The following is a 13,229-nucleotide window of genomic DNA, read 5'->3' as shown; positions in this document are numbered from 1 at the left end:
GTCAGCCTTGGCGCGGAGGCAAGAGGCGAGAAGGGCTCAACCAATCGCAAGCCGAGTTGCGCCCGACGCGCCGGGTGCTAGCTTCGCGTGGCCCGGTGCGATGACCCGTCATCGCCTCGACGCCTGCCGCAGTCAGTATCCTGCCGCCTGCCTTTTCGGAGACCGAGCCATGCGCCATCTCGTCCGTCTCGCCCTCCTGCTCGGCCTGACTGTCGCCGCCGGACCCGCTTTCGCCCAGAAGGCCTATGTGCGGCCCGATCTCGCCAGCGATGGCCAGCGCCTGGAAGAGCGATTGAAGCGCGAGGTCTCGGTCGGCCAGCGCCCCTTCGCCACCTTGCTGCGCGACGGCAATGCCGCCCTCAATCGCGGCGACGCCCGCGCTGCCCTGCCGCTCGCCAACGCAGCGGCCGTGGCCGATCCCGCCAACCCCGGCGGCTGGCGCCTGATGGCGCAGGCGGCGAGCGGCATCGAGCCGCGCGATTATCGCGAGCGCTACGAACTGCGCGAGCGGGCGATCAGCGCCGCCTATCTCGCTTATCAGCGCTCGACCTCGCGCCCGGATGAGGCCTCCTCGCTCGGCGTGCTCGCCCGCGTCTTCGAGAAGCACGAGCTCTGGCGCCCGGCGCTGACCACCTATCGCCTCAGCCTCGACCTTGCCGACAATGCCTCGCTGCGCAGCGATTACGAGGCGCTGCGGGCCCAGCGCGGCTTCCGCCTCATCTCCAACAAGGTCGATTCCGACGCGGCGAGCCCGCGCGCCTGCTTCGAGTTCTCCGAGCCGCTCGCGCGCGGCCGCGTCGATTTCGCGCCTTATGTCGCCATCACCGGCAAGGGCGACTTTGCCGTCAGCGGCGAGGAACGCCAGCTCTGCGTCGACGGGCTGCGCCATGGCGAGCGCTACGGCTTCGTCATCCGCCAGGGCGTGCCCTCGGCGCTTCCCGACGAGAAGCTGCTGAAATCGGCCGATTACGAGGTCTATGTCCGCGACCGCGCCCCATCCGTGCGCTTCACCGGCAAGAACTATGTGCTGCCGCGCACCGGCCAGCAGGGCGTGCCGGTCGTCTCGGTCAATGCCGACAGTCTTGACCTCGAAGTGATGCGTATCGGCGACCGCAACCTGATCGGCTCGGTCCATTCCGACGACTTCCTCAGCCAGCTCGGCAGCTACAATGCGGGCCAGATCGCCTCGGACAAGGGTTCGAGCGTCTGGAAGGGCACGATGTCGGTAAAGTCCGAGCTCAACAAGGACGTCACCACCGCCTTCCCGGTGCTGGAAGCGGTCGGCCGGCTTCAGCCCGGCGTCTATGTGATGTTCGCCAAGCCGACCGGCACCAGCAAGACGGCGAGCACCTCGGACAGCGATGGCGACTATGACTACGACGGCACCACCCGCGCGACGCAATGGTTCGTCGTCTCCGATCTCGGCCTGACCTCCTTCTCCGGGCCCGATGGCGTGCATGTGCTGGTGCGCTCGCTCGCCGACGCCTCGCCCGTCGCCAATGCCGAACTGCGCCTGATCGCCAGGAACAACGAGGTGCTGGCGACCGTCCGCTCCGACGCCAACGGCTATGCCCGCTTCGACGCGGCCCTCGGCAAGGGCCAGGGCGGCAACGCGCCCGGCCTCGTCACCGCCAGCGTCGCCGAGGATTACGGCTTCCTCGACCTGAAGCAGACCGCCTTCGATCTCTCCGATCGCGGCGTGAAGGGTCGCGTCGCCCCCGCCGGGCTCGACGCCTTCCTCTATACCGAGCGCGGCGTCTATCGCTCCGGCGAGACGGTCTATCTGACGACGCTGCTGCGCGACGCCAAAGGCGCCGCCGTCGCCGGCCTGCCGCTGACGCTCGTCGTCAGGCGGCCGGACGGCGTCGAGTACCGCCGCCGCCAGGTCGAGGACCAGGGCGCCGGCGGGCGGGCCCATTCGATCCCGCTGATCTCCGGCGCCCAGACCGGCACCTGGCGCGTCCAGGCCTATTCCGACCCGAAGGGCGCCGCGATCGGCGAGGTCTCCTTCCTGGTCGAGGATTATGTCCCCGAGCGGCTGGAATTGACCCTCGCACCGAAGAAGCAGGTGCTGCAGGCCGGCGAGCCGGCCGAGATCGACGTCAACGCCCGCTATCTGTACGGCGCGCCCGGCTCCGATCTCGACGTCACCGGCTCGATAACCGTGCGCTCGGCCTCCGAGACCGCGATCCCCGGATTTTCCGGCTATGAGGTCGGCCTGACCGACGAGGCCTTCGAGCCGCAGCAGAGCGAGTTCGAGGACGCTGCCAAGACAGGTGCCGACGGCAAGGTCACGATCGCCAATCCGGTCGCCCAGCCCGAGACCAACCGGCCGCTCGAAGTCGAATTGACGGTGCGTGTCGGCGAGCCCGGCGGGCGCGCCATCGCCCGCTCCGTCACCATGCCGATCGTGCCCAAGGGCGCCGCCATCGGCGTCCGCAAGGCCTTCAAGGACGGCGAGCTCGGCAACGGCCAGACCGCGACTTTCGACGTTATCATGGCTCAAGGGGACGGCCGCCGCATCGCCCGCCAGGGCCTGAAATGGACGCTGTCCAAGGTCAGCCGCAACTATCAGTGGTTCTATCAGGACGGCCGCTGGAACTATGAGGGCGTGAAGACGACGCGCCGTGTCGCCGATGGCGAGATCGCCATCGCCGAGAACGCGCCGGCCCGCATCGCCGCACCGGTGCAATGGGGCAATTACCGACTCGACGTCAGCGCCGATGGCGGCGAGGCGACCGAGACCAGCGTCTCCTTCAATGTCGGCTACGAGACCGACAAGACTGCCGACCAGCCGGATGTGCTCGACGTCGCCCTGGACAAGCCGTCCTACGCCAATGGCGAGAGCATGCAGGTGCGCCTGACCCCGCGCTTCGCCGGCAAGGCGACGCTGGCGGTGATGAGCGACCGCGTCGCCGAGATCCGCACCGTCGACGTGCCGGCCAATGGCACGACCGTGACCATCCCCGCGAAGTCGGACTGGGGCGCCAGCGCCTATCTCGTCGTGCTCGCCCATCGCCCGATGGACACGGCGGCCCAGCGCATGCCCGGCCGCGCCATCGGCCTCGCCTGGTTCAGCGTCGGCAAGGACGAACGCAACCTCGCGATCGATCTCGGGGCGCCCAACCTGGTGCGCCCGCTCTCGACCTTGTCGCTCCCCGTCAAGGTCACCGGCGCGAAAGCAGGCGAGGACGCCTTCATCACCGTCGCTGCGGTCGATATCGGCATCCTCAACCTCACCCGCTTCGAGAGCCCCGATCCGAGCAAGTACTTCTTCGGCCAGCGCCAGCTCGGCCATGAGCTGCGCGATCTCTACGGCTATCTGATCGACGGCATGCAGGGCGTGCGCGGCGCGATCCGCTCCGGCGGCGACGCCGCTCCGCAGCTCAATGGCGAGGCGCCGACGCAGGAGCCGCTGGCGCGCTATTCCGGCGTGGTCAAGCTCGGGCCCGACGGCACCGCCAAGGTCGACTTCGAGCTGCCGGCCTTCAACGGCTCGGTCCGCGTCATGGCGGTGGCCTGGAGCGCCGGCCGCACCGGCCAGGCCAGCGCCGACGTCTTCGTGCGCGACCAGATCGTGGCGCAGGCGACGCTGCCGCGTTTCCTCGCGCTCGGGGACCAGTCGCGCTTCCATCTGCAGATCGACAATGTCGAGGGGCCGGCCGGCTCCTATCTCGTCGATCTCGACGTCAAGGGCCCGGTCGTCGTCGCCGCCGATGCGACCCGCCGCAGCATGACCATGGCGGCCGGCGCCAAGAGCTCGCTGACGATTCCCGTGACCGCCGCCGGGCTTGGGCGGGCCTCGTTCGACGTCAAGGTCACCGGTCCCAACGGCATCGGCACGGTGCAGAACCTCGCCGTGCGCGTGCAGCCCTCGACCCAGACGATCGCGCGCCGGATCGTCCGCCCGATCCCGGGCGGCGGCTCGCTCACCGTCTCCTCCGATTTGATGGCCGATCTCGTGCCCGATTCCGGCGCGGTCTCCGTCTCGGTCTCGCCGGTCGCGGCGCTCGACGTCGCTTCGGTGCTGAAGGCGCTCGACCGCTACCCCTATGGCTGCACCGAGCAGACGATCAGCCGGGCGCTGCCGCTGCTCGTCGTCAACCGGCTCGCCTCGATGGAGCAGCTGGCGCTCGACGGCAACGCCGACGAGCGCGTCAATGCCGCGATCGAACGCGTGCTCGCCCGCCAGGGCAATAACGGCTCCTTCGGCCTCTGGGGTGTCGGCGGCGAGGATCTCTGGCTCGACGCCTTCGTCACCGACTTCCTGACCCGCGCCCGCGAACGCCAGTTCGCGGTGCCGCAGACGGCGTTCAACATGGCGCTCGACCGGCTGCGCAACCAGGTCGTCAACACCAGCGAGATCAACAAGGAGGAGGCGGCCGGTATCGCCTATGCCCTCTATGTCCTCGCCCGCAACGGGCGGCCGGTGATGGGCGATCTGCGCTATCTCGCCGACAACAAGCTCGGCGATTTCGGCTCGCCTCTCGCCCGCGCCCAGATCGGCGCCGCGCTCTCGCTGCTCGGCGACCGCACCCGCGGCCGGGCCGCCTTCACCAGCGCACTGGGAACGCTGCAGCAGGCGAGCGATGACGGCCTCTCGCGCCCCGACTACGGCTCGCGGCTGCGCGACGGCGCCGGCATCCTGACCCTGATCGCCGAGAGCAATGGCGAGCGTGCCGATCTCTCCCGCGCTGCCGACGTCGTGCAGAACGCGCGCCAGAATGCGCGCTACACCTCGACGCAGGAGAACATGTGGATGGCGATGGCGGCCGCGGCGATGGCCAAGGATGCCGAGGGCCTGTCGCTGACCGTCGACGGCACCGAGCGCAAGGGCGCCTTCTACCGCACGATCCCGCAGGCGTCACTGGAGGCCAAGCCGCTCGTCATCGGCAATCCCGGCACCGCCTCCGCTAATGCCGTGATCACCGTCTCGGGCATCCCGGCGACACCGGAGCCGGCGCTTAACCAGGGCTTCGGACTGGAGCGCACGCTCTTCACCATGAAGGGCGAGCGCGTCGACCCCGCGCGCCTGCGCCAGAACGAGCGCTATGTCGTCGCGCTCAAGGTGACCGAGCCGGCGGCGCGCTATGGCCGGCTGCTGCTGGTCGATCCCGTCCCGGCCGGCCTCGAGATCGAGAATGCCAAGCTGACCGAAGGCGCCTCGGTCGAGGGTCTCAACTGGCTGAAGCAGGAGGTCTCGCCGGTTCACACCGAGGCGCGCGACGACCGCTTCGTCGCCGCCTTCGAGCGCAGCGGCGGCAAGAACGATCCGCTGAGCTACACGGTCGCCTATATCGCCCGGGCCGTCTCGCCCGGCCGCTATGTCGCGCCGGCGGCAGTGATCGAGGACATGTACAGGCCGGATCGTTTCGGCCGGACGGGCTTCGGCACGATCGAGATCACGTCGGCACGGTGACGGCGATGCCAAGCTCGAACAGCGCGGGAAACGCGCTTCTCTCCCCCCTTGTGGGGGAGAGATGGAGAGGGGGGTAGTCAGCCGTGCGGCCGGGAACGGTGCAGAGCGAAGAATCCGCTCACCCAGTCACCCCTCTCCCAAACCCTCCCCCACAAGTGGGGAGGGCTCCCGCGCTCATGCGAAAATGGGCGTTGCGGGGTACGATAGCAGCAGCGCTCGTCACGGCCGCCACCGCCGCCTCCCTCGTCTGGTACGCCTCCACCCTCCCGCCGCTCGATTTCGCCGCCGCCCGCGACCGCTCGACCGTGGTTCTCGATCGCGAGGGCAAGCTGCTGCGCCCCTTCGTCACCGCGGACGGGCGCTGGAAGCTGCCGGTCGGCGCCGATGACGTCGATCCACGCTACCTTTCTATGCTCAAGGCTTTCGAGGACAAGCGCTTCGACGGCCACGCCGGCATCGACCCGCTCGGCGCACTGCGCGCCACCGGGCAGATGCTGGCGAATGGGCGCATTGTCTCCGGCGGCTCGACCCTGACCATGCAGGTCGCCCGCCTGCTCGAACCGCGCCAGGAGCGCTCGCTCTCGGCCAAATTGCGGCAGGCAGTGCGCGCGATCGAGCTAGAACGGCGCTTCAGCAAGACCGAAATCCTCAACCTCTACCTCATCCTCGCCCCATTCGGCGGCAATCTCGAAGGGGTGCGCGCCGCGAGCTTCGCCTATTTCGGCAAGGAGCCGAAGCGGCTCTCGACCGCCGAAGCGGCGCTTCTCGTCGCCCTGCCGCAATCGCCGGAGACGCGCCGGCCCGACCGCTTTCCGGAGATTGCGCGCAAGGCCCGCGAGCGCGTGCTCGCTCGCGTCGAAGCGGCAGGGCTCGCGACGCCGGACGAGGTCGCCGCCGCGCGCGAGGAGCCGGTGCCGACTGCGCGCAAGCCTTTCCCCAATCTCGCGCCGCACACGGCCGAGCAGGTCGTCGCCGAGGCTCCCGAGCAGCGCAGTCAGCGGCTGACCATCGATGCGCGCTGGCAGGCGAGCCTGGAGCAGCTCGCCCGCGAGCGCGCCATCGGCCAGGGCCCGCAGCTCTCGATCGCCATCCTCGTCGCCGACAACGAGACCGGCGAGATCCGCGCCTCGGTCGGCGGCGTCGATTATTTCGACGCCGGGCGCGCCGGCTCGCTCGACCTGACACAGGCGCTGCGCTCGCCCGGCTCGGCGCTGAAGCCCTTCATCTACGCGCTCGCCTTCGACAACGGCCTCGCCCATCCCGAGACCATGCTGGAGGACCGGCCGACCCGCTACGGCCTCTATGTCCCCGAGAATTTCGATCTCGGCTTCCAGGGCATGGTCAGCGCCCGCAAGGCGCTGCAGCTCTCGCTCAACCTGCCGGCGGTCGAACTGCTCTCGGCTGTGGGCCCGCAGCGCTTCCTGTCGCGCTTGAAGGATACCGGCGCCGCAGTCGCCATGCCCCGGGATGGCGGCGCGCCCGGCCTCGCCATTGGCCTCGGCGGCCTCGGCATCACCCTCTCCGACCTGACCAGGCTCTATGTCGCCCTCGCCCGCGGCGGCGAGGTCGTGCCGCTGCATGTGAAGCCGGCGAGTGGCTTGGCCGAGCCGCCCTTGCGCCTCGTCGAGCCGGTCGCCGCCTGGTATGTCGCCGATACGCTGCTCGGCGCGCCGCCGCCGCTCAACGCCCCGCCGGGGAGGATCGCCTACAAGACCGGCACCTCCTACGGCTATCGCGACGCCTGGGCGGTCGGCTTCGACCGCAAGCACACGATCGGGGTCTGGGTCGGCCGGCCCGACAATGGCGCGGTGCCGGGCCTCGTCGGTCGCGTCGTCGCGGCGCCGATCCTGTTCGACGCCTTCGCCCGCATCGGCCTCGATCCGCGCCCCTTCGTGCAGCCGCCCGGCACGATCGCCGCCAGCAGCGCGGCGCTGCCGCCACCGCTCCGGCATTTGCGCCAGGACGTGCCGAAGACCGTCGCGGCGCTGGCGACGCCCGCCCTCAAGCTCGCCTTCCCGCCCGAAGGCGCGAAGATCGATCTCGCTGCCTCCGGGGTCGATGGCGCTCCGCAGCTCAATCTCAAGGTCACCGGCGGCATCGCGCCCTTCACCTGGCTGGTCGACGGCGCGCCCGTGGTGGCGGCGGTGAAGCGCCGCGAGGCGGCCTGGCAGCCGCCCGGCAAGGGTTTTGTCCGGATCTCAGTGATCGATGCCGCCGGCGCCAGCGAGAGCGTCTCGGTCAGGCTGCAGTAGCCAGAGCATTTTCGAGCGAAGTGGCTACCGGTTCGCGTGAAGAAAATGCGATAACCAAAGCAGCCCTCACTCGATCTTGACGCCGCTCGCCTTGATGATCGGCTCCCAGCGCGCGATCTCGGCGCCGACGAATTTGCGTAGGCCGGCCGGCTCCTGCAATTCGGCCGAGGGGATTTCGGCGCCGAGCTCGTTGAGCTTGGCCTTGACCGTCGCATCCGCGAGCGCCGCCTTCAGCGCTCCGTTCAGCTTGGCGACGATCGGCGCGGGCGTGTCCTTCGGCGCGAACATCGCGTTCCAGACCTCGACCTTGAAGCCGGGCACGCCGGCCTCGGTGCTGGTCGGCACGTCCGGCAGGGCCGTGGCGCGGGCGTTCGAGGCGACGGCGAGCGTCTTGATCGTGCCGGCGCGGTGCTGCGGGGCGACGTTGACCGCCTGGTCGCAGAGATAATCGACCTGGCCGGCGACGAGGTCGTTCATCGCCGGGCCGGTGCCGCGATAGGGCACGCCGTTCGGTTTCACCCCGACGACGGTGTTGAAGAGCAGGCAGGTGGTGTGGCTGACCGAGCCGACACCGGCATGGGCGTTGCTGGCCGCCTTCTCGTTCGCCTTCACCCAGGTGACGAACTCGCTGAGCGTGACGCTCGGGTGGGTCTTGCGCACGGTCAGGAAGATCGGATTGGTGTTCACCAGCCCCACGGCTGCGAAATCCTCGACCGGCCGGTATTTCAGGTTCGGGTTGAGCGAGACGGCCGCAGCATGCGTGCCGGTATGGCCGATCAGGATGACATGACCGTCGGCGGGTGAGGCCATCAGGCGCTGCCCGGCGAGCGTGCCGGCGGCACCGACCGCGTTCTCGATGATCACCGGCTGGCCGAGCGTGCGGCTCATATGCTCGCCGACGAGGCGCCCGACCACGTCAGTCGGCCCGCCGGCCGCAAACGGGATCAGCATGGTGACCGGCTTGCTGGGGAAGGTCTGCGCCTGCGCAGTCGCGCTCGTCATGCAGGCGGCGAACGCCGCAGCCTTGAGCCAGAAACCAATCCTCATGCCGTTCCTCCCGTTCTTGTCACGGGCGGCACCTGAGTTCTCGCTCATTGGGCACCGCCGCCGCGACGGTTAGCGCCGGGCGGCGGCGAAAGCGAATAGAGGTTTCCGCTAAGGGCTATCCGGATATCCTCTACCCGGAGCAGAAAGCATGTGCGCCGAAGAGGTGCATGGTCGGGACAAACCCAACCATGCCGAGACATGGCGCAGGTGCTACTCCGCCGGCTGCGGATGGGCCTCGGCCGGGGCGTGGCGCGAGCCGTGCTTGCTTCGCGCCATGTAGCTGTAGGCGACCGGCACGACATAGAGCGTGAGCAGCGTGCCGAAGGTCATGCCGCCGACGATCACCCAGCCGATCTGCGAGCGGCTCTCGGCGCCGGCCCCTTCCGCCAGCGCCAGCGGCACGGCGCCGAGCACCATCGCGCCCGTCGTCATCAGGATAGGCCGCAGGCGCAGTTCCGCCGCATCGACCAGGGCGTCGATCATCTCGTGCCCCTCCTCGCGCAGCTGGTTGGTGAATTCGAGGATCAGGATGCCGTGCTTTGTGATCAGGCCGACCAGGGTGATCAGGCCGATCTGGCTGTAGACGTTGAGCGTGCCGCCGGCGAAATAGAGCGCGGCGAGCGCGCCCGTGATCGAGAGCGGCACCGAGACCATGATCACGATGGGATCGACGAAGCTCTCGAACTGCGCCGCCAGCACCAGATAGATGAAGCCCAGCGCCAGCAGGAACACCAGGAAGATGCTGGCGCCCGATTGCTTGAACTCGCGGCTCTGGCCGGAATAGTCGGTCTGGAACGAGGCCGGCAGCACCTTGGCCGCCCCCTGCTCGAGCACGTTGAGGGCGTCGCCGAGCGAATAGCCCGGCCCCGGCACCGCCGTAATCGTCGCCGAGCGCAACTGGTTGAAGCGGATCAGCTCCTTGGGCGCGACGTTCTCCTCGATCTGGACGAGGCTGGAGAGCTGCACCGCCTGGCCGCCGCGGCCGATCAGATAGATCGACTGCAGCGCCTGCGGCGTGCTGCGTTCGGCCCCGGCGACCTGGAGCATGACGTCGTACTGCTCGCCGTTCATGTTGAAGCGGGTCACCTGGCGGCCGCCGAGCAGCGTCTCCATGGTGCGGCCGATCACGTCGACGCCGACGCCGAGATCGGCGGCGCGCTGGCGATCGATCGAGACCTTGATCTGCGGCTTGTCGAGGATGAGGTTGGTCTCGATATTGGTCAGCGCCGGATGGCCCTGGACCTCGGCGATCAGCTTGTCGACGTTCTCCTTGATCGTGACGTAAGGATCGGAGGAGCGCAGCACGAACTCGACCGGCTTGCTGTTGGCGCCGCCTTGGCCGAGCGAGGGCGGGTTGGTCGCGAACAGGCGGATGCCGGGGATCTGCGACAGACCCCTGTTGATCTCGGCGACGAGATTCTGCTGCTTGCGCTGGCGCTCTTCCCAGGGCTTCAGGCGTGCGAAGGCGATCGCTCGCGTCACGTCGGGAAAGCCGACGATGACCAGATAGGTTTCCACTTCCTGGATCTTGCTGAAATAGTCCTCGACCCGCCTTGCATAATCGGCGGTGAAGGCCATGGTCGCGCCTTCCGGCGCCACGCCGATCGCCGTGATCGTGCCGCGATCCTCGACCGGGGCGAGCTCGGAGCGCAGATTGGTGAAGAACCACCAGCTGCCGCCGGCGACGAGCAGCGCGAGCAGCACGATCACAGGCCGGATCGACAGCGCAAAGCGCAGCGAGCTGCGATAGCCGCTGGACAATGCCTCGAAGAAGCGCTCCAGGATATTGTAGAGCCAGTTGTGCTTCTCGTGGTGCTTCAGCAGCTTGGCGCACATCATCGGCGTCAGCGTCAGCGCGACGAAGCCGGAGACCAGCACCGCGCCGGCCAGCGTCAGCGCGAACTCGACGAAGAGCTTGCCGGTGCGCCCGGTCGAGAACGCCATCGGCGCATAGACCGCCACCAGCGTCAGCGTCATCGCGACGACCGCGAAGGCGATCTCGTTGATGCCCTTGATCGCGGCCTTGGTCGGCTCCATGCCGTCCTCGATGTGACGGTGGATGTTCTCGAGCACGACGATCGCGTCGTCGACGACGAGGCCGATGGCGAGCACCATCGAGAGCAGGGTCAGCGTGTTGACCGTGAAGCCCATCGCATACATCAGCGCGAAGGCGCCGATCAGCGAGACCGGGATCGTGACGAGCGGGATCAGCGTCGCCCTGAACGAGCGCAGGAACAGGAAGATGATCAGGACGACGAGGACGACCGCCTCGCCGATCGTGGTGTAGACCGCCTTGATCGAGCGATCGATGAAGATCGAGGTGTCGTAGGAGGTTGCGATAGCCATGCCGTCCGGCAGGTCCTCGCGAATGCTCGGCAGTGCGGTGACCACGCCGGAGGAAACGTCGAGCGGATTGGCCGTCGCCTGCTTGACGATTCCGATCGTCACCGACGGATTGCCGCGGAACCAGGCGGCGTTGCGCTCCTCGCGGGCGCCGAGCTCGACCTTGGCGATGTCGCGCAGCTTGACCGGGAAGCCGTTGGCGTCCTTGACCGTGATCTCGCGGAACTGCTCGGGCGTGTTCAGGCTGGTCTGCGAGAGCACCGTGAATTCGCGGTCGTTGCTCTCGATCCGGCCGGAGGGAATCTCGACGTTCTGGGCCCGCAGCGCCGCCTCGATCTCCTGGACGGTGATGTTGTAGGCGGCGAGCCGGGCGCGATCGAGCCAGATGCGCATGGCGTATTGGCGCTGGCCTAGGATGCGGACCTCGGCGACGCCGGTGATGTTCTGGACACGGTCGGCGATGAAACGGTCGGCGAAATCGGTCAGCTCCAGCGGCGAGTGCCGCGCGCTGGTCAGCGACAGGTACATCACCGGCTGGGCGTCGGCCTCGACCTTGGCGATGATCGGCTCGTCGATCTCGTCGGGCATGCGGCCGCGCACGCGGCTGACGCGGTCGCGCACGTCGGAAGCGGCGACGTCGGGATCGACGTCCGGCCGGAAGCGCACCGAGATCTGGCTGCGCTCCTGGCGGCTGGTCGAGTTGATGATCTCGATGCCCTCGATGCCGGCGATCGAGTTCTCCAGGATCTGCGTGACCTGCGTCTCGATGATCTCGGCGCTGGCGCCACGATAGGTCGTCTGCACCGAGACGATCGGCTCGTCGATGTTCGGGTATTCGCGCACCGTCAGGCGCGTATAGGAAACGAAGCCGATCAGGACGACGAGCAGGCTGAGGACGGTCGAGAGGACCGGCCGGCGGACGAAGAGCTCGAACAGGCTCATCGTTGCACGGCGCCCGGCAGCGAGCTGGTCTGGACCACGGTCCGTTCCTTGATCGAGACGGTCGCGCCCTCACGCAGGCGCATCTGCCCGGCGGTGACGATCTGCATGCCGGGTTTAAGGCCCTTGACCACCTCGACCTTGCCGGTCAGACGCTTGCCGAGTTCCACCGGCATCCGCTTGGCCTTGCCGTTTTCGATGATGAAGACGGTCTTGCTGAGACCATCCGGGACAACCGCCGTCTCCGGCACGACCAGCGCGTTCTCGCGCTTGTCGACCATGATGGTGACGCGGGCGAACAGCCCGGGCTTCAGCACGAGATCGGCATTGGGAATGGTGGCGCGCAGCTTGACGGCGCGGCCATTGACGTCGACCACCGGATCGATCGCGAAGATCTTGCCGGCGAAGGGCTTTTCGGGCACGGCATCGACCTTGAGCTGGATCGGCTGGCCGACCTTGAGCTGGGTCAGGTAGATCTCCGGCACGCGGAAATCGACCTTGATCGGATCGATATTGGTCAGCGTGATCAGCGGCTTGCCGATGGAGACGAAGTCGCCGACGCCCACCGAACGCAGCCCCACCACGCCGCTGAACGGCGCCTTGATCGTCGCGAAGGCGAGCTTGGCCTGGGCGAGTTGCAGGCGCGCCTCCTGCGAGGCGAGCTGCGCCGTCGCCTGCTCGAGCGCGACCTGCGTTCCCGCCCCGCGCTGGACCAGCGAGCGGTTGCGGTCATAAGTGTCGCGGGCGAGCGAGAGATCGGCCTGCGCCTGCTTCAGCTCGGCATCGAGGATCGCGGTATCGAGCATGACCAGCGGCTGATCCTTGGCGACTCGCTCGCCTTCCCTGAAGCCGAGCGAGACGACCCGGCCGGCGATCTCGGGCGCGATGACGACGGATTCGTCGGCGGCCAGGGTCCCGAGCGCCTCGACTTCCTCGGCGACGGAGGTGAGCTCGATCGTGCCCACTTCGACCGGAATCGCAGCGTTCTGCGCGCCGGCGGCGCCTTGCGCCTTCGCCTGCTGATTGGGCGCATTGTAGTGATAGCGGTAACCGTAATACCCGCCACCCGCCAGCCCGGCGATCAGAACAAGGAGGAGAAAACGCTTCATCAGGCTGGACGCTCCGGTATCACGCGCTTAATTTAGACTGGACGGTCTAGTTTGATAAGAGCCCTTTAGGGGCACAAGCGTGACGGAATGATGGATGCACGGACGTAACGGCTCCGCTGC

5 protein-coding genes are annotated in these 13,229 nt (G+C 68.2%); 2 read left to right on the top strand and 3 right to left on the bottom strand.

The window, feature by feature from the left end:
- Positions 1–169: 169 nt before the first annotated feature.
- The gene (locus ACFPOB_RS00530) at positions 170–5,419 is read left to right on the top strand and encodes an alpha-2-macroglobulin family protein (RefSeq protein ID WP_377795037.1); all 5,250 of its coding nucleotides are present in this window, start codon (positions 170–172) and stop codon (positions 5,417–5,419) included.
- Between the two features lie 176 nt (positions 5,420–5,595).
- Complete coding sequence (gene pbpC, locus ACFPOB_RS00525; protein ID WP_377795035.1) at positions 5,596–7,671, top strand: penicillin-binding protein 1C; 2,076 nt, start codon at positions 5,596–5,598, stop codon at positions 7,669–7,671.
- Positions 7,672–7,737: 66 nt separating this feature from the next.
- Here the strand turns inward: pbpC and ACFPOB_RS00520 are convergent, their stop codons facing one another.
- The 3 genes from ACFPOB_RS00520 to ACFPOB_RS00510 form a co-directional block, all read right to left on the bottom strand.
- On the bottom strand, positions 7,738–8,718 hold the full coding sequence (locus ACFPOB_RS00520; protein WP_377795033.1) for a tripartite tricarboxylate transporter substrate-binding protein: 981 nt from the start codon (positions 8,716–8,718) through the stop codon (positions 7,738–7,740).
- 210 nt (positions 8,719–8,928) lie between these two features.
- A complete protein-coding gene (locus tag ACFPOB_RS00515) occupies positions 8,929–12,003 on the bottom strand; it encodes an efflux RND transporter permease subunit (protein WP_377795031.1) in 3,075 nt (1,024 codons plus the stop codon).
- Positions 12,000–13,109, bottom strand: coding sequence for an efflux RND transporter periplasmic adaptor subunit (locus ACFPOB_RS00510; RefSeq protein WP_377795030.1), 1,110 nt, complete (start codon positions 13,107–13,109; stop codon positions 12,000–12,002). The genes ACFPOB_RS00515 and ACFPOB_RS00510 overlap by 4 nt, the downstream gene beginning before the upstream one ends.
- Positions 13,110–13,229 lie beyond the last annotated feature (120 nt).

Origin of the sequence: Allobosea eneae (assembly GCF_042657265.1) — a bacterium.
GTDB classification, from domain to species: Bacteria; Pseudomonadota; Alphaproteobacteria; order Rhizobiales; family Beijerinckiaceae; genus Allobosea; species Allobosea eneae.
The sequence above is the reverse complement of the archived record's forward strand: the minus strand, read 5'-3'. Positions and strand labels throughout refer to the sequence as shown.

Bases quoted from the DNA above. Each gene is read 5' to 3' on its own strand.
- ACFPOB_RS00530 (WP_377795037.1), top strand. From the start codon at position 170: ATGCGCCATCTCGTCCGTCTCGCCCTCCTGCTCGGCCTGACTGTCGCC.
- pbpC (WP_377795035.1), top strand. From the start codon at position 5,596: ATGCGAAAATGGGCGTTGCGGGGTACGATAGCAGCAGCGCTCGTCACG.
- ACFPOB_RS00520 (WP_377795033.1), bottom strand. From the start codon at position 8,718: ATGAGGATTGGTTTCTGGCTCAAGGCTGCGGCGTTCGCCGCCTGCATG.
- ACFPOB_RS00515 (WP_377795031.1), bottom strand. From the start codon at position 12,003: ATGAGCCTGTTCGAGCTCTTCGTCCGCCGGCCGGTCCTCTCGACCGTC.
- ACFPOB_RS00510 (WP_377795030.1), bottom strand. From the start codon at position 13,109: ATGAAGCGTTTTCTCCTCCTTGTTCTGATCGCCGGGCTGGCGGGTGGC.